This is a genomic window from Collinsella sp. OM04-5 (assembly GCF_003439125.1).
Classification (GTDB): Bacteria; Actinomycetota; Coriobacteriia; order Coriobacteriales; family Coriobacteriaceae; genus Collinsella.
The window spans coordinates 24,785-41,269 of sequence record NZ_QSUU01000010.1 but is presented as its reverse complement, the minus strand read 5'-3'; the positions used below and the strand labels follow the sequence as shown (position 1 = coordinate 41,269).

General features: G+C 59.4%; 17 protein-coding genes. 5 read left to right on the top strand and 12 right to left on the bottom strand.

From position 1 onward, the window contains the following. Positions 1–258 precede the first annotated feature (258 nt). From DXB53_RS07120 to DXB53_RS07105, 4 genes are all read right to left on the bottom strand, one after another. Positions 259–918 (bottom strand): HAD family phosphatase, encoded by a 660-nt coding sequence (locus DXB53_RS07120; protein WP_338134623.1) that lies wholly within the window; start codon positions 916–918, stop codon positions 259–261. Positions 919–981: 63 nt separating this feature from the next. Continuing rightward, positions 982–1,824: a Cof-type HAD-IIB family hydrolase gene (locus DXB53_RS07115; protein ID WP_117583901.1), complete on the bottom strand. Its 843-nt coding sequence runs from the start codon at positions 1,822–1,824 to the stop codon at positions 982–984. Between the two features lie 236 nt (positions 1,825–2,060). Then, entirely contained in the window at positions 2,061–3,755 is a 1,695-nt protein-coding gene (pgi, locus tag DXB53_RS07110) for a glucose-6-phosphate isomerase (RefSeq protein ID WP_117583900.1), read from the bottom strand. Between the two features lie 199 nt (positions 3,756–3,954). After that, positions 3,955–4,479, bottom strand: a complete 525-nt coding sequence (locus tag DXB53_RS07105) for an iron-containing alcohol dehydrogenase (protein ID WP_158556507.1) — start codon at positions 4,477–4,479, stop codon at positions 3,955–3,957. Positions 4,480–4,704: 225 nt separating this feature from the next. Between DXB53_RS07105 and DXB53_RS07100 the strand changes: the two genes are divergently transcribed. Both DXB53_RS07100 and DXB53_RS07095 read left to right on the top strand, forming a co-directional pair. Beyond that, positions 4,705–6,210 (top strand): DNA repair protein, encoded by a 1,506-nt coding sequence (locus DXB53_RS07100; protein WP_117583898.1) that lies wholly within the window; start codon positions 4,705–4,707, stop codon positions 6,208–6,210. Then, positions 6,203–6,628, top strand: a complete 426-nt coding sequence (locus DXB53_RS07095; protein ID WP_233503836.1) for a hypothetical protein — start codon at positions 6,203–6,205, stop codon at positions 6,626–6,628. The genes DXB53_RS07100 and DXB53_RS07095 overlap by 8 nt, the downstream gene beginning before the upstream one ends. 26 nt (positions 6,629–6,654) lie before the next feature. Here DXB53_RS07095 and DXB53_RS07090 read toward each other — a convergent pair whose 3' ends face one another. Continuing rightward, the gene (locus DXB53_RS07090) at positions 6,655–7,038 is read right to left on the bottom strand and encodes a heavy-metal-associated domain-containing protein (RefSeq protein WP_117583897.1); all 384 of its coding nucleotides are present in this window, start codon (positions 7,036–7,038) and stop codon (positions 6,655–6,657) included. 174 nt (positions 7,039–7,212) lie between these two features. On the opposite strand from DXB53_RS07090, the gene DXB53_RS07085 reads away from it, so the two are divergent. Both DXB53_RS07085 and DXB53_RS07080 read left to right on the top strand, forming a co-directional pair. Beyond that, positions 7,213–7,917, top strand: a complete 705-nt coding sequence (locus DXB53_RS07085; RefSeq protein WP_117564428.1) for a DUF3793 family protein — start codon at positions 7,213–7,215, stop codon at positions 7,915–7,917. A gap of 45 nt (positions 7,918–7,962) precedes the next feature. Further along, complete coding sequence (locus DXB53_RS07080; RefSeq protein WP_117583896.1) at positions 7,963–8,382, top strand: flavodoxin; 420 nt, start codon at positions 7,963–7,965, stop codon at positions 8,380–8,382. A 116-nt stretch (positions 8,383–8,498) separates the two neighbouring features. On the opposite strand, the gene DXB53_RS07075 is transcribed toward DXB53_RS07080, so the two are convergent. The 5 genes from DXB53_RS07075 to DXB53_RS07055 form a co-directional block, all read right to left on the bottom strand. Continuing rightward, positions 8,499–9,251: an amino acid ABC transporter ATP-binding protein gene (locus DXB53_RS07075; protein WP_055251428.1), complete on the bottom strand. Its 753-nt coding sequence runs from the start codon at positions 9,249–9,251 to the stop codon at positions 8,499–8,501. Between the two features lie 12 nt (positions 9,252–9,263). After that, positions 9,264–10,625 carry an ABC transporter permease subunit gene (locus DXB53_RS07070; RefSeq protein WP_233503835.1) on the bottom strand — a complete coding sequence of 454 codons (1,362 nt, stop codon included), beginning with the start codon at positions 10,623–10,625 and terminating at the stop codon, positions 9,264–9,266. Positions 10,626–10,743: 118 nt separating this feature from the next. Beyond that, the gene (locus DXB53_RS07065) at positions 10,744–11,604 is read right to left on the bottom strand and encodes an ABC transporter substrate-binding protein (RefSeq protein ID WP_117583895.1); all 861 of its coding nucleotides are present in this window, start codon (positions 11,602–11,604) and stop codon (positions 10,744–10,746) included. Between the two features lie 147 nt (positions 11,605–11,751). Then, on the bottom strand, positions 11,752–12,618 hold the full coding sequence (locus tag DXB53_RS07060; RefSeq protein ID WP_117583894.1) for a deoxyribonuclease IV: 867 nt from the start codon (positions 12,616–12,618) through the stop codon (positions 11,752–11,754). A 98-nt stretch (positions 12,619–12,716) separates the two neighbouring features. Next, positions 12,717–13,904, bottom strand: a complete 1,188-nt coding sequence (locus tag DXB53_RS07055) for an aldo/keto reductase (protein WP_117583893.1) — start codon at positions 13,902–13,904, stop codon at positions 12,717–12,719. Positions 13,905–14,165: 261 nt separating this feature from the next. On the opposite strand from DXB53_RS07055, the gene DXB53_RS07050 reads away from it, so the two are divergent. Then, complete coding sequence (locus DXB53_RS07050) at positions 14,166–15,080, top strand: ketopantoate reductase family protein (RefSeq protein ID WP_233503834.1); 915 nt, start codon at positions 14,166–14,168, stop codon at positions 15,078–15,080. A gap of 107 nt (positions 15,081–15,187) precedes the next feature. Here the strand turns inward: DXB53_RS07050 and DXB53_RS07045 are convergent, their stop codons facing one another. Beyond that, positions 15,188–15,394 (bottom strand): hypothetical protein, encoded by a 207-nt coding sequence (locus DXB53_RS07045; RefSeq protein WP_117583891.1) that lies wholly within the window; start codon positions 15,392–15,394, stop codon positions 15,188–15,190. A gap of 187 nt (positions 15,395–15,581) precedes the next feature. Beyond that, complete coding sequence (locus DXB53_RS07040; protein WP_117583890.1) at positions 15,582–16,358, bottom strand: hypothetical protein; 777 nt, start codon at positions 16,356–16,358, stop codon at positions 15,582–15,584. Positions 16,359–16,485: the final 127 nt, after the last annotated feature.

The following is a 16,485-nucleotide window of genomic DNA, read 5'->3' as shown; positions in this document are numbered from 1 at the left end:
TGGGCAAAAAACGCCAAATATGAGTACTGCTGCAAAGCTAGTAGCATTATATTGTGACAAAAGAACGCCTTGATAATGTACAGCTGTTCATTATCAAGGCGTTTTAGCATGGCTAAAGCCATATTTAACAGGTTATAATCGCCCCCAGGCGCTCAACCAGGGCCTTAAAAGCATAATTTCCCTGTTACTAAATTAGTGACAGTACTCATATTTGGCATTTTTTGTCCACGAACCCCTAAAGAGCCTCCAACAGACCCCCTAAGAAAGCTCAAGCAGTTCCGGCAGCTGGTCGATGATCTTGTCCGCGGCATCCTGGCTAAAGCCAAACCGCTCCTCGCGCTTGGCAATCACCGTTAACCCCGCGCGTTTGCCGGCAGTGATACCAGGCACCGAATCCTCAACGCAGCAGCAACGGTCCGCAGGCAGCCCCAACAGATCCAGCGCATGCAGGTAGATGTCGGGCTCGGGCTTACTCTCCTTAAACTGCTCGCCGCTCACCACGTACTCAAAGGCGTCCGACAGTCCGCATGCATGGAGCACCTCTTCGATGCTGACCATGGGAGACGAACTCGCCAGCGCCACACGGACGCCGCGGCGCGGCAGCTCTCGAATCGTATCAACGGCACCCGGGTTGATCAAAGCCTGATAGTCGCGCGGGCGCTTATGCGCCCACTCGTCCCAACGGGCCAACGCTTCCTCGCCAGTGAAATGCCCCCTACCGGCGCGCTCAAACCAATCGACCAGCATATGCAGGAAGAACTGATGTGAGGTGCCAACCTGCCCGTTTAGCTCCTCTTGGGTTAGATTCAGCCCAAGCTCCTTGGCAAACGCGGCGGTCTCCCCCAGGTAGTAATACTCGGTATCGACGATGACGCCATCCATGTCAAAGATAACGGCGTCGAACGGAAATGCAGACACGGCACCCTCCCTAACAAAAGGGCGCCCGCAAGCGGACGCCCGAACCATACACTATCGGCGATTCTAACCCAGCAGTTGGTCAAGTGCTACCGCGATACCGTCTTCGTTGTTGTTGGCGGTCACCATCTGGGCCACGGCCTTAACCTCATCGACGGCGTTGCCCATGGCAACACCGGTGCCGGCCCACTCAATCATGGACTTGTCGTTCTGGCCGTCGCCAAACGATACGACCTCACTGGCATCGATGCCGAGCTTGGGCAGGGCACCCTCGAGCGCACGGGCCTTATCGATACCGGGCGCCGTGTACTCAAAGTACCAGTCGGCCGTAAACATGCCCGAAAGCGTCTGGGTAAAGGGCGCATACATCTCCTCGTAATGCGCCTGCAGGTAGGTCGGATCACCCGCCGTCAGCAGCTTGTCCACGGGATAAGTGTCCACGACCTCATGCAAGCTCTCGACCTCGCGAATCTTAAGATCGCACGCATCGCGCTCATACTTGACGATATTCTTCTGCAAGCCGTCAGGCAGCGTGATCATGCAATGGTACGAGTCCTCGACGTGCAAATCGCGACCGAGCGAAATCATAGGGATCACGTCGAAATTGCGCAGATGATCAATCAGACGGTGCAGCTCGTCAGCCGGCATGGCCTGGTCAAAAAGGACCTCATCGGTCTGAGCGTCGACCACATGCGCGCCATTAAAGGCAACTAGCAGACCGTCATGGTTTTGAAGGTCGAGCTCCTGCGCCAAGGCGTGCAACCCCCATGCGGGACGGCCCGAAGCCAAGATGAGCTTAATGCCCGACTCCTGCGTCGCGAGCAGCTTCTCGCGCGTACGCGGGCTGATGACCTTTTGATCGTTGGTGAGCGTACCGTCGATATCCATTGCGATGGCTTTGATTGCCATATATGCCTCCCTGTCATTGAACAACCTTGTCTGAGCCATCATACAGAACACCCACGGCGGCGCTGTTTGCAACGGGAAAAATGTCATATTGTCCCAAACATGAACGGCGCGCCTTCGACGATTGCGATGCCCGTCGAGGCGCCTCCCGATACATTCCATCCTATCCAAATAGCAAGGGGCCCGTATCCCAACGGATACGGGCCCCTTTCAGCCATAAGCCAACTCAGCCGTAAAGACTACTTGCGATGAGCGCGATAGAACTCGATGAGCGCCTGGGTCGAAGCGTCCTGCTCGGCCTTGGCGGCGTCGTCGTGGAAGGCCGGGGTGATCTGCTTGGCAAGCTGCTTGCCCAGCTCGACGCCCCACTGGTCGTAGGAGTCGATGCCCCAGACCGTGCCCTCGACAAACGTGATGTGCTCGTACAGGGCGATGAGCTCGCCGAGTGCGAACGGGGTCAGCGTGTCGCCGAAGATCGAGGTCGTCGGACGGTTGCCCTCAAAGCAGCGGGCCGGGACGATCCGCTCGGGCGTGCCCTCGGCACGAACCTCGTCGGCCGTCTTACCAAAGGCGAGCGCCTTGGTCTGGGCCAGGAAGTTGCCCAGGAACAGCTCGTGGACGTCCTGGCCGCTGTCGGTTGCGGGGTTGGCAGTGTTGGCGAAAGCGATAAAGTCGGCCGGGACCACCACGGTGCCCTGGTGCAGCAGCTGGTAGAAGGCGTGCTGACCGTTGGTACCGGGCTCGCCCCAGAAGATCTCACCGGTATCGGAGGTCACAGCGCTGCCGTCCCAGCGGACGTGCTTGCCGTTGGACTCCATGGTGAGCTGTTGCAGGTAGGCCGGGAAGCGGTGCAGATACTGGCAGTACGGCAGCACGGCGTGGCTCTTGGAACCGAAGAAGTTGACGTACCAGACGTTGAGCAGGCCCATCAGCGCGACGGCGTTGTTCTCGAGCGGGGTGTTGCAGAAGTACTCGTCGATGGCGTGGAAGCCCTCAAGGAACTGCTGGAAGCGCTCGGGGCCGAGCACGACGATCAGCGACAGGCCCACGGCGGAGTCGACAGAGTAGCGGCCGCCGACCCAGTTCCAGAAACCAAAAGCGTTGGCGGGGTCGATGCCGAAGGCCTCGACCTTCTCGAGTGCGGTGGAAACGGCGACAAAGTGCTTGGCCACGGCCTCGGCGTTCTGCTCATCGGAGCCGTCGATGGCACCCTGAGCCTTGAGCTGCTCGAGCATCCAGGTCTTGACCTCACGAGCGTTGGTGAGGGTCTCGAGCGTGGTGAAAGTCTTGGAGACGATAATCACGAGCGTGGTCTCGGGATCCAGACCCTTGAGCTTCTCGGCCTGGTCGTTGGGATCGATGTTGGAGATATAGCGGCAATCGATACCGGCGTCGGCATAGGGACGCAAGGCCTCGTAGGCCATGACCGGGCCCAGATCGGAGCCGCCGATGCCGATGGACACCAGGTGCTCAATCTTCTTGCCGGTAACACCCTTCCACTCACCGGAGCGCACGCGCTCGGCGAAGGCATACATGCGGTCGAGAACCTCGTGCACGTCGGCGACGACGTCCTGGCCGTCGACGATGAGCTGGCCCTTCTCGCTTGCCGGGCGGCGCAGCGCGGTGTGCAGGACGGCGCGGTCCTCGGTGGTGTTGATGTGCTCGCCGGAGAACATGGCGTCGCGGCGCTCCTCGAGCTTCACCTCGCGGGCAAGATCGCACAGCAGCTTGACGGTCTCATCAGTCACCAGGTTCTTGGACAGGTCGAAGTGCAGGTCACCGGCGTCAAAGCTCAGCTTGTTCACGCGCTCGGCATCGGCGGCGAACCAGGCCTTGAGGTCGATACCCTCGGCCTCGAGCTTCTCCTGATGGGCCTCGAGCGCCTTCCAAGCGGCAGTCGACGTAGCATCGATAGGTGCGGCAACAGTTGCCATAGAGTCCTCCTCAGCATACGGGCGCACGCCTCCATGCGCCCGGACATTCAGATGCCACTATTCTAGCGCAGGTCAAGACTATAATCAGCGAGCGTTGCCAATCGGCCCCCAAACGGCAACCGACCAAAAAGGGACAGGTTTAATTTGGCAGGTCAAACGCTTTACCAATCAAAAATAACCTATCCCTTTATGCCAAATATTAGGCCGCAGCGCAGACGTTACCGAGCAACTCACGCAGAGGAAACCCGATGCCCTCCAGCAGTTCGGGCGCGATGATGGCAAAAACGGGAACCTCGCCGGCCCCCACGACGGCAGGCACTTTGCCCTCCGAGACGATACATCCATAAGGGGCAAAACCGTCTTCGCCGGCATCGAGTACGGCCATGCGACGAGCGAGTTCGCGCGCAAAGCCCGCCGTATCGGCATCGCCGATCGCCAGGACAAAGTCCACGCCCTCATCGGTCGCCAGGGCCACGGCCTCGTCGATCAGCTCGTCTCCCCCGTCGCCTTCAACCGAGCCGCAGCGAAAAAGCACGCGTTCGAGCAGAGCTCGATCAAGCGAGCCCAGCGCCGCCGAAACGAGCTCATCACGCGTGTGCTTGTCGCCTCCCAGCACGACCAGTGCCTTGGTGCCGCCATAGTGGGCAACCAATCGCCCGCACCAGCGAGCCACATCCCCATCCGCAACCAAGCGCGTCGGCATACCAAACCCATAGTTGACCATTATCCCCACAACCCTTCCGTGCTTTATGGTGGTATCAATCGTTAGCCTCATGCTACGAAGCGAGGTTTTCCGAGCTGTTTCGCACTCTTTAGAGCTGCGTTAAAACCCGATTCATGACCGACCAAAACAAACCAGTCCCTTTTTGACAGGTTTTGACGATGTCCGGACGAGCGGGTATTATCGAACAGGTATTCGATAAGAACATGTGTTTGATGGGAGGCACGGATGGCGCACGAGCAGCACACCTACATCTGCATCGACCTCAAGACGTTTTACGCCAGTGTCGAGTGCGTCGACCGCGGACTCGACCCACTCACTACATGCCTGGTCGTTGCCGACGAATCGCGCGGGCGCACGACCATCTGCCTCGCCATCACACAGGCTATGAAGGACCTCGGGATACACAACCGCTGCCGTCTGTTCGAGATTCCCGACGGCATCGACTGCATCAAGGCCGTACCGCGCATGCAGCACTACATGGAGGTGTCGGCGCAAATCTACGGCATCTATCTGGAATACGTGAGTCCGCAAGACATTCACGTCTACTCCATCGACGAATGCTTTATCGACGTGACGCCCTATCTGGACCTCTATCACACCGATGCGGAAAGGTTCGCCTGCACGCTGCGCGACGAGGTCTTGGCGCGCACCGGCATCACGGCGACGGTCGGCATCGGCCCCAACCTATTCCAGGCCAAGGTAGCGCTCGACATTACCGCCAAGCACGTACCCAGCCGCATCGGCATACTCGACGACGGGACCTTTCGCAAGGAGATCTGGCCCCATCGCCCCATCACCGACATCTGGGGTATCGGCCCCGGCGTGGCGGCCCGTCTCGAGAAATACGGCGTCTACGACCTGATGGGCGTCGCCGCACTCGACGAGAACCTGCTCTACGACGAACTCGGCGTCAACGCCGAATATCTCATCGACCACGCCTTCGGGCGCGAGCCGACAACCATCGCCGATATCCAAGCCTATCGCCCGCAAGCGACCTCGACCACCACAGGACAGGTGCTCTCGAAGGGCTATGCCTACGAGCAGGCCTACACCGTCTTGCGCGAAATGGTCGACAACGCCGTGTTGGATCTAGTCGATAAGCACGTGGTCTGCGACAGCATCTCGCTCTTTGTGGGCTACGCGAGCGAGCGCGCCGACATACGCCGGCTCAACGCCAGCGGCACGGCGCAGTATATAGACGGCTGCGGACACTTGCGCTCGAGTACCTCGGGCATCGAGCCCGCAGCGACCGACGGCCCCGAGCTCGCGCCCCGTGCTCCCAAGCCCGTCCAGCGCGATGACGAAAGGCGTCGCCTGGTGCGCGAAGCGCAGGCAATCGATGGCATCTTTGTGGGAGAGCATGGCGGCAAACCGCGTGGTGGCTATGCCGCACTCTTTGCGCACTCCAACGCCTCGCGAAAGCTGCCCGAGCGCACTAATTCGTTTAAGAAAATCATGGGGTATTTCGATGACCTTTGGGCACAAACGGTCGATCCCAAACGACCGGTCAAGCGCATCAACCTGGGATTTGGCAATCTTGTGCCCGAGGAATTTGCCACCATCGATCTGTTCAGCGATATCGAGGCCGATGAGCGCGAGCGCGACCTGGCGCGCGCCGTCCTGGCCGTGAAAGGCAAGTACGGCAAGAACGCGCTCGTCAAGGGATTAAGCTTTACCGCCGGCGCCACCGCGCGCGAACGCAACGGCCAAGTTGGAGGACATCGTGCCTAAACCCAAGCAGCAGCCCGTGCGCCCGCCGACCGCCTTCGAGCGCCTGGCGGACCCCGAGGGCAGACGTCGCGCCGCCGACCCCAACCTCACTGCCAACGGTGCCGTGCGCGCCAACCGCGCCGCACAGTTTATGCCCTTTGCCGCCCTCACGGGATACTACGAACTCGTGCGCAAGCAGGAAATCACCGTCGAGTCAAAACGTGAGCTCACGGAAGAAAAAGCCCTCGTACTTTCTAAAAAGCTCGAGGGTCTCAAACGTGGCGACTTGGTTCGTGTCACCTATTACGATACATACGGCTATCGCAGCCGCACCGGCATCCTCGACGAGGCGCTCCCCGCCTTCAAGCTCCTCAAGCTCCGAGACATCGCCATCGACTTCGACGACATCCAAGACATCGAACTGCGCGGACGAGCCTAGCCAAGGAAGCGCATCCAGGGCGGCGCTTACAGCGTCATGACGTAGTAGCCCGCGTCTTTCACGGCCGTCTCGAGGACACCACGATCAACCGGCTGCTTAGAGCGCACGCGTGCCGTGTGGTCCGCATACGTCACCGTTGCCCACACGCCATCCAGCGCATTGAGGGCATTGGCTACGTTCTGAGCGCAGCCGTCACAGTTCATGCCGCCGATGAGCAGCTCATCGCTATAGGGATAGTGTGACGCATCGGTATCCACCACAACAACCTTTTTGGCCTTCTTGCCGCTCGTACCATCGCTGCAGCAACTCTTCCCGTGTGTCGAAGCGGCAATGCGACGCAGTCCAAAAAACATGCCGACGGCAATGACGGCCAGCACGATGAGATTCGCAGGGTTGAGCAAGTCACTCATGCGCTCCCCTTTCAAGTAGCACTATCTAGATACCCCCATGGGGTGCCCCCATCTTAACCCAAAATCATGTCTGTTCGGTCAATTAGTTTCCCTCTTCAAACTTTTTTGTTGACCATGGCTTACTTTCGTGTATAAGTTTTCCTAGGCTAACAGTTTAGATCCGTAAGGAGCGCCGTGACTCGAACCATAGACATCCCAACGTTTCAGGCGGCAGTCGTGCGCAACTGCTCTCCCACGCTCGCGGGCATCAAGCCGGCATCGCTCTTTACCTATCCAGGCACCTACGCCCACGGGGACGGCTCGACCACAACCGAAACCATTGCAGAACGCCGAGCACGCCTGCTCAACGTTATCGCCCAGTGCAATCGCGAGCTTGACCCGCTCGGCATCCACCTGAGTGTTTTGGTCTGGCGGCCCTGCGGAGCGCTCGTGTACGCGTACCGAGCCAAAAGCCTCACCACCTATTTCGCAGACCCTCGCGTCCAAACGGCGCTCACCTCGGAAGGCTACGACACGAGAGACCTTTCGGCATGCCTTGTGCATTTGGCATCACGCATCACGCTCGCGAGCAATAACGTCGCGGAATGCGCCTGCAGCCAGACTCGATGCGCACTACCCCAGCAAGCTAGCTGCAGCAAAGACTGCACCTGCGAGTTTCCGCACGAAATAGGCTACTTCCTTGGATATCCCTACGACGACGTGCACGAATTTATCGTCCAGCGCGGCGAGAACTACAAGGTCTTTGGGGCCTGGAAGGTCTACGCAAATGTCGAGCAGGCGCTTGCGACGTTTGATGCCTACCGTGCCTGCACCCAATACTTCACTTTTATCTATCAGCAGGGCTGCAGCCTGGCGCAACTTGCCCAGGCAACCCGATAGAACGTACAAGCCGCGGCAAGCGCCGCACGACCGAAAGGACAAAACATGAGCAAGATCGCCGTCGTCTACTGGAGCGGCACGGGCAATACCGAGGCCATGGCAAACCTCGTCGCCGAAAGCGCCACGTCCGCGGGGGCCGAGACTGAGGTCATCCCCTGCGCCGACTTCTCTGCCGACAAGGCCGCCGAATATGATGCCTTCGCCTTCGGCTGCCCCGCCATGGGCTCCGAGGAGCTTGAGTATGACGAGTTTCAGCCTATGTGGGACGAGGTCAAGGAGACCCTCGACGACAAGAAGGTCGTCCTCTTTGGCTCCTATTCGTGGGCCGAGGGCGAGTGGATGGACAACTGGAAGGCCGACGCCGACGAGGCCGGCGTCAACGTCGTGGACTCCGTCATTTGCTACGATGCGCCCGACGATGAGGGCGAGGCGGCCTGCAAGGCCCTCGGAGCCGAGCTCGCGTAACGAAACCAGGCCTCCAAAAGAGCCTGTATCACAGCGCATCCCCATCCCTACAAAAGAGCGGGGGCTGGATTCAAGTCCAGCCCCCGCTCTTTTGTAACGGCAGTTACATCAACCGGCTACGAGATATTTCCCAAGAACGCCTTGGTGCGCTCGCTCTTGGGGTGGTCGAAGACCTCGCTCGGCGTACCCTCTTCCACAATGACGCCGCCGTCCATAAAGACGACGCGGTCGGCGACATCGCGGGCAAAGCCCATCTCGTGCGTCACGACGATCATGGTCATGCCGTCGCGTGCCAGGTCGCGCATGACACCCAGGACGTCGCGCACGAGCTCGGGGTCGAGCGCCGAGGTGGCCTCGTCAAAGAGCATGACGTGCGGGTTCATCGACAGGGCGCGGGCGATGGCAACGCGCTGCTGCTGACCGCCCGAGAGCTGGCTCGGCATAAAGTCGATACGCTCGGCAAGACCGACCTTGGTCAGCTCCTCGACGGCAATCTTCTCGGCCTCTTCCTTGCTGCGCTTGAGCACCTTCTGCTGCGCGAGCATGACGTTCTTTTTGACTGAGAGGTGCGGGAACAAATTGAACTGCTGGAACACCATACCCAGATGCGTGCGCACCTTGTTAAGATCGACGCCCTTGGCGCACACGTCCACACCCTCAACGACAATCGAGCCACTCGTGGGATGCTCAAGACGGTTGATGCAGCGAAGCATCGTCGACTTACCCGAGCCCGAGGGACCCAGAACTACGACGACCTCGCCCTTGTGCACATCCAGATCGATATCGCGCAGGACCACGTTATCGCCAAAGGCCTTCTGGAGGTTCTTGATGCTGACGACGACCTCGTTCGAGTTATTGGTTTCGCTCATGATAGGACCTCCTTACAGACCGGCGATGTGATCGGCGGGCGTCGCGACGACCTGTCCGGCGCTCTTGGCGGGACGCTTCTTCTTAGTTTCGGCCGTGCCCAAAAGCCTCGCCTCAAGGCCGCTCACCAAGCGAGCGAGCGGCAGGGTGATGACCAGATAGAACAGGGCGGCAACCACATACGGCGTAATGGAGCCCGTCGTAGCCACGATGGTACGGGCGTTCATGACGATCTCGACCACGCCCACGGCCGCGAGCAGCGACGTATCCTTGTAAAGCAGGATGAACTCACTGGTCAACGTAGGCAGAACATTGCGGAACGTCTGCGGAATCATAACGTAGAGTAGCGTCTGGAAGGCGTTCATGCCCAGCGAGCGCGCGGCCTCGTTTTGGCCCTTGGGGATCGACTGAATACCGGCGCGGAAGATCTCGCACAGGTAGGCGGACGAGTTCATGGCCATGACGATAACGCCCAGGACATAGTCGTCCACCTTGACGCCGGCCAGCGGCAGGCCAAAGAATGCAATGTAAATCTGCAGGAACGCCGGCGTACCGCGGATGATATTCACATAGATGCCGGCAAGGCAACGCAGGATGCGCGACTTGGAGATGCGCATGAGCGACAAGGCAAAGCCAAAGGGGATTGCCAGCGGAAACGCCACGAGCACGATCGAGAGCGACATGAGGAAGCCCTTAAAGACGATCGGCAGACTCTGGACCAAAATGACCGGGTTCAAGAACAGGCGCAGGAACATATTGGAGTTCCAGGCCTCGACCCACGGCTGCTCCTTAAGATCGGCCAGGAAGTTATCGAAGGCCGTCACGCCCTTGATCTCGACGGAAGGAATCTTGGAAATCTTCTTGGTCGAACCGTCGGCGAGCGTATAGGTGCCGCTAAAGGCCTCTTCGCCGCCCTCGACGGGAAACGTCACGCCGTAGACCTCAACGCGGAAATAGCCGCCGGCGGGCGCCGTCTCGCCAAAGTCGATCTTGAGTGTCTGGCCGTTAGCCTTGCACGTGGGCTTCATGGGCGTACGATCCATGAGATCCTCGCCCGAGAGCATCGTCAATCGCGTGTCATCGGTACCAAACGTCGTGCCGTCGACAAACGTCAGCGAAAGACCGCTCAGCTCCTCGTCGGTATCGGCCTGAACCTCCCAGGTAATGCGCGTCTCGGTGCCGCCGACCACAGCGCTGCCCGAACCGGTGTTGGGTCGGGCGGTAATCTTTGCGGTCTCAAGCGCCTGAGCGGTCGAGGGCACGCAGGCCCCCGCGCATACCAGGGCGAGCGCCACAGCCAGGGCACAGGCCAGCTTTTGGAGCAAGACGGGCAGTGGAAAACGCTGCTCAGCGGCCCCTTTGTTCAGTCGAGACAAGGTGGCTCCTATCGTAGAAGTTGCCGGCAAAACGAGACGGAAACGCTCTCCGTCAAGAGAAACGCAAAGGCCCTCTCCGCCAAAACGGAAAGGGCCCGCGTGCAATCAAGTAGCTATTTTACTTGATGTTGTACTTAGCCATAAGGGTGTCAACGGTACCGTCGTCGGTCAGGTCCTTGATGGCCTGGTTGACGTCGTCCTTGAGCTTAGTGTTGCCCTGGTTGATGGCGATGGCGTACTCCTCGCCGGTGCTGATCTGCTTGATGGTCTGGCAGGTGTTGAACTGCTCGGCGGTCAGCTGGCTGGCGACGGAGCGGTTGGTGACTACGGCATCGCCCTTATCGGACTGCAGGGCGCTGAAGCACTCGGTGGCGTCCTTGTAGGGAACGATCTTAGCCTTGGGGAAGTTTTCCTGAGCAAAGGCCTCGGCGGTCGATCCAGACTGGACGATGATGGTAGCGTCGGCGTTGTTGAGCTTCTCGCTGTAGTTGTCGGCCGTGATGTCGGTGTTATCGACCTTGGTCACGATAGCCTGATCGTCCATGTAGTAGGAATCGGAGAAAGTGACTTCCTTCTCACGCTCGGGCGTGTCGGTGATAGCCGCGATGGAAACGTCATACTTGGCGCCCGAAGCGACACCCGGAACCAGCGTGTCAAAGTCATTGTTGACGTACTCGACATCCAGGCCCAGCTTGTCGCCGATAGCCTTGATAAGCTCAAGGTCAAAGCCCTGATAATCGCCGTTGTCATCCTTGTACTCAAACGGAGCGTACTCGGCAGAGGTGCCGACGGTCAGCGTACCGTCCTTGACGAGCGCGTACTCCTTGGAGCCGTCGACCTTCTCGACCTTAGCGTCGTCAGAGCTGCTGGAACCGGCATCAGAACCAGAGGTGGCGTTGGACGAGCCGCAGCCCGTCAGTGCGAGGGCGAGTGCCATGGCGCCCGTGGCGGCAAATGCGCCAAGCTTCTTCAGCTTCATAATCAGTCTCCTTCCGGTGACCCCGTTTGATTCAGAGGTCTGCAAAAACTGTTGGATATTATGCGCCCGTTTGGAAGAATCCGCAATTAGAAAACTGATTGAAACAAACCCATAACGTGAATGGAACACTCCACTTTATGACAGTCATTACTGCTGCAATGACCTTAACAGTTTGATTTCAGCCGCATAACCTGCAAGTTCGTTCGGTGTCTCCAAAATGAATGGCAATGCGCGCAAGCGGCCATTCGATACAATATTCTGCATAACCTGCATACCGCCGCCAAACTCCTCGCTGCCAAGGTAGCCCTTGCCGATGCACTCATGACGATCTTTATGGGCACCACTGGGGTTCTTCGAATCGTTGATGTGTACGGCACGCAAGCGGTCGATACCCACCACGCGGTCGAACTCGTCGAGTACGCCGTCCAGATCATGGATGATGTCGTAGCCGGCATCGCTCACATGGCAGGTGTCCAGACACACGCCCAGCTTGTCCGATAGCTCTGGACGCCTGGCGGCAGCACCCTCGATAATGCGCGCCAGCTCTTCAAAGCTACGGCCCACCTCGGTACCCTTTCCCGCCATGGTCTCGAGCAGCACCGTCGTCTGCTGCCCCTCAAACATCACCTGACACAAGGTGTCGACGATCATCTGAATGCCGGCATCAGTCCCCTGCCCCACATGCGCGCCGGGGTGGAAGTTGTAGTAGTTGCCGGGCAGCGCTTCCAGACGCTGCAAGTCCTCGGCCATTGCCTCCAAGGCAAACTCGCGTGCCCGCTCTTTGGCAGAACAGGGGTTGTAGGAATAGGGGGCATGAGCCACAAGCGGGCCAAAGTCGTTTTTCTCCATAAGCTCGCGCAGGGCCGCCACGTCATCCATGTCAAGATCTTTCGCCTTGCCGCCGCGCGGGTTGCGCGTGAAGAATGCAAAGGTGTTGGCGCCAATGGATAGCGCCGTCTCCCCCATCGCCCGATAGCCCTTCGTCGTCGAAAGATGACACCCAATCGTCAGCATCTCCAGCTCCCCCTCATCAGTTGCGGTGAAATAGTTCCTGTCGATGCCCTATTCTGCCGCAAACAGGAACTATTCCACCGCAACTTATAAAAGGGGCATCAGGAACGCGTTTTGCAAAAGGCTTTAAGCGCGGCCGTTACGGGGCCAGGCTGGAAACGTCGGCGCACATCGTCGAGACGCTCAGGAATATCGATGTGCTGCGGGCAGTGACGTGCGCATTTGCCGCATTTGACGCAATTGCTCACCAACTTGGGCTCACTCGTCCGCACCGCGCTCGCCGTAAAATACTGCGACAGGCCCGTAAACCAGCTGTGCGCATAGCTTGCGTTGTAGGCGGCGAAACACCCAGGGATATTGATGCCTTTGGGACACGGCATGCAGTAGCCGCAGCCCGTACAGGGCACGCGATTCGATTTCTCAAACTCTCCCAGCACACGCGCGATGGTATCGAGCTGCTCTGTCGTCATCGAATTCGGCAGTGCGCGATCCGCCAATGCCGCGTTCTCGTCCACCTGCGCGGTATCGGTCATGCCCGAAAGCAGCATCGTGACTTGAGGATGGTTCCACACCCACGAAAGGCCCCAGGCGGCAGGAGTGCGCAAATGCGGGTCAGGGGCGCCATCGAGCACAGCGCGGGCCCGCGGCGGCAGCTTGCCCGCTAAACGCCCGCCCAGCAGCGGCTCCATCACAAACACCGCGAGCCCGCGCTCCGCAGCCGCCATGAGTCCCGCCGTCCCCGCTTGGTAGCGCTCTCCAGCGTAGTTGTACTGGATCTGGCAAAAATCCCAGTCATACGCGTCAAGCATCGTGAGGAAGTCCGCCGCACTGCCGTGATACGAAAAACCTATCTGGCGAATACGCCCCGCAGCCTTTTGGTGCGCAATCCAGTCCTCGATGCCCAACGCCACCACGCGCTCCCACTGGGCGGGCGAGGTGATGTTGTGCATAAGGTAGTAGTCGATATGGTCGGTCCGCAAACGGTGCAGCTGCTCGTCAAAAAAGCGGTCGAAATCCTCCGCACATTTGCACGAAGCGTGCGGCAACTTAGTCGCCAGCAACACCCGGTCACGCAGCCCCAAGCGCTCAAGTGAGGCGCCCACGCACACCTCGTTACCGGGATAAAGATACGCAGTATCCAGATAATTAATCCCCTGTTCCACCGCACGGGAAATGATGGCATCGGCCGTCTTCGCATCGGGGTGTCCCGGCGCACCGGGAAATCTCATGCAGCCCAGACCCAGAGCAGATATTCGGTTACCACTTTTGGGGTCAACGCGGTATTGCACGGCCCCTCCTTTCGCCATCAGCGCCCCGGCAAGACGAAACACAATGGTCACGCGGCCGAAACATCGTGGAATCGCAATCGAGAACGTATCGTAACGCAGCAGAAATCGAGCTGTCACGGCACCGCTTTAACATCAGCAAAAAGCCCGATGAAAGGAGCAACAAACAAATACGGCCATCCGGTGCACGCAGCATGGTCCGGCAGCATACAATCCATCAGGCGCCCCTTACGCGGGCGCCTTTTATATGGGGAGATGATTCGCATGCAGATCAACAAGATCGCCTTTATCGGCAAGGGCGGCGTCGGCCTGCTCTACGGCAGCATGATTGCCAAGGCCCTCGGCAATGACGCCGTCGAATACGTTATGGATGACGCCCGTTTTGAGCGTCACGCAAACGATGCGCTCACCGTCAACGGCAAGCCCTGTGCGCTCAAGTCCGTCCGCGCCAGCAAGGCAACGCCCGCCGATCTGGTCATCCTGACGGTCAAGACCACCGGTCTCGACCAAGCACTCAAGACTATGGAGCGCGTCGTGGGACCCAATACGCTCATCGCCTCGCTGTGCAACGGCATCACGAGCGAGCAAAAGATTGCCGAGCGCTTTGGCTGGGAGCATACCGTTCTTGGTATTTGCCAGGGCATGGACGCTGTGTTTCTCAACGGAGAGCTCACCTTTACCAACACGGGCGAAATCCGCTTTGGCGCGGCGGCCGGTACGGATCCCGCAGCCATCACCGCAATCGACGAGCTCTACACGCGCTGCGGCATCGCACACACCGTCGAGAGCGACATTGCGCACCGCATGTGGGCCAAACTCATGCTCAACGACGGCATCAACCAGACCTGCATGGCCTACGGCGGCACGTACGGAAGCGCCACGGAGCCGGGCTCCGAGCAGCGTCGCTGCCTTGTTTCCGCCATGCGCGAAACGCTTGCGGTCGCCAACGCCGAGGGCGTTGAGCTGACCGAGGCAGACCTGACGCAGATGGTGCACCTCATCGAAGGAATCGATCCCGCCGGCATGCCCTCGATGGCGCAAGACCGCGTCGCGCGGCGCAAAACCGAGGTCGAGGAGTTCGCCGGCACCATCTGCCGTCTGGCGGCCAAGCACGATATCCAGGCACCGCAGAACGAATGGCTCTATCAGCGCATTCGCGATATCGAGGCAAGCTGGTAGCGCCCGACTCACCACGTCAACAGACTCAACAGCAAAGCCGCCGCAAGGGCACTCCCCTTACGGCGGCTTTCATCTTCATCTATAACCAGTAGTCGATGTCCCGACGGTCAGAGCTGCGACTCCGAGGCCTGGCCCTCATCGTCGCGACAAAGGACTACACCCGCACTTCCCAGCAGCGCGGCCGCAATCAGCGCGCCAACCACGATTGGAGCAGCCCCGCATGACCCCTGCATGCCCGCAATGAGCGCGGCCGTAGGACCAAGGCAACCAAGCACCAATGCGACGGCGGCAACGGCGATATCTCGAGCGTTCACAAGACCACTTCCTCCAAGAGAAAGACCTTATTTCTCATGAACTAGTGTGCCCCGCGCCCATATGCGCGGCGTACTGCCACGGTAAGCGCTCTGTTAACTCAAGCACGCACAAAAAACGAACGCCCTTACGTTGCCCAAAGGCTCGGTAAAGACGCCCGCCCGTCATGTCCTATTGGCTTATGGCAGATTACCAGCCAGTGTAGTAGTCGGTGGTTCCGGCAGCGCAGCCGGAGTCATAGACCTTGCACTCGCCCTTGGAACCGGTAAACGTAGAGCCTTGGGCCTTATCGCCCGCGGCAACGACGTAGTAACCATCGGAATCGCGCCAAAAGCCCTCGGAATCCTGCGTCCACTCGCCCGTGCGGTGGTGATACAACACGTTGCTGCTGTAATAAGTCTCGCGGCGGCCGTTATAGTTATTGACGCCGCTCGAGCGCGTCAGACCCGAGCCGTTCGCGTAATACGCAGCAGACGTATAAGACGAGCCGGAGCCGGCGTTGTAATACGAAGCCTGAACGGCCTCAGCGGCCTCGGCTTCGGCTGCGGCAGCCTCGAGCGCCTCGCGCTTGGCATCCTCAAGCGTGGAGCGAAGCTCGTCGAGCTCGGTCGACTTGGCGTCGACTTCCCCCATCGTCAACAGGCTACCCGCACCGTCGATGCAACCCTGCAACACAGCGCGCTCGTCATCGGTAGCATAGTCGCCATACATATTCATAATGATCTGAGCGCGCATCTCCAGGGAATCGCGCTTTGCCCCCATCGAGGCGTTCCACTCCTGCATAGAGCCATAACCGTCGCCGCGGTAGTCGACGGGCTGCACCAGCGTCGCCTCGGACGGCGCAGATCCGACCGTATCGGATAGTGTTGCCGCGTGGGCATCAGTTGCGCCGGCGCCCGCCAAAAGTGCCACGGTCAGAGCGGCGGAAAGGGCGGCGGCTTTCGGTTTTCGTGAATCGATCCTCATGTAGCTGGAAACCTCCGTAGTGCGTTTTTGCTGCGTTTGAGCTGCGTGTGATTTAATCGCGCTGCATAGTACCCCGAGCAAATCGCGACCTGCGGTTTTACTCAAAAGGCGCACGTCAATTGCGTAA

What these genes read in the sequence shown, in the direction of transcription:
- DXB53_RS07115 (WP_117583901.1), bottom strand. Translation starts at nt 1,824, where the DNA reads ATGGCAATCAAAGCCATCGCAATGGATATCGACGGTACGCTCACCAAC.
- pgi (WP_117583900.1), bottom strand. Translation starts at nt 3,755, where the DNA reads ATGGCAACTGTTGCCGCACCTATCGATGCTACGTCGACTGCCGCTTGG.
- DXB53_RS07105 (WP_158556507.1), bottom strand. Translation starts at nt 4,479, where the DNA reads ATGGTCAACTATGGGTTTGGTATGCCGACGCGCTTGGTTGCGGATGGG.
- DXB53_RS07100 (WP_117583898.1), top strand. Translation starts at nt 4,705, where the DNA reads ATGGCGCACGAGCAGCACACCTACATCTGCATCGACCTCAAGACGTTT.
- DXB53_RS07090 (WP_117583897.1), bottom strand. Translation starts at nt 7,038, where the DNA reads ATGAGTGACTTGCTCAACCCTGCGAATCTCATCGTGCTGGCCGTCATT.
- DXB53_RS07080 (WP_117583896.1), top strand. Translation starts at nt 7,963, where the DNA reads ATGAGCAAGATCGCCGTCGTCTACTGGAGCGGCACGGGCAATACCGAG.
- DXB53_RS07075 (WP_055251428.1), bottom strand. Translation starts at nt 9,251, where the DNA reads ATGAGCGAAACCAATAACTCGAACGAGGTCGTCGTCAGCATCAAGAAC.
- DXB53_RS07065 (WP_117583895.1), bottom strand. Translation starts at nt 11,604, where the DNA reads ATGAAGCTGAAGAAGCTTGGCGCATTTGCCGCCACGGGCGCCATGGCA.
- DXB53_RS07060 (WP_117583894.1), bottom strand. Translation starts at nt 12,618, where the DNA reads ATGCTGACGATTGGGTGTCATCTTTCGACGACGAAGGGCTATCGGGCG.
- DXB53_RS07050 (WP_233503834.1), top strand. Translation starts at nt 14,166, where the DNA reads ATGCAGATCAACAAGATCGCCTTTATCGGCAAGGGCGGCGTCGGCCTG.
- DXB53_RS07040 (WP_117583890.1), bottom strand. Translation starts at nt 16,358, where the DNA reads ATGAGGATCGATTCACGAAAACCGAAAGCCGCCGCCCTTTCCGCCGCT.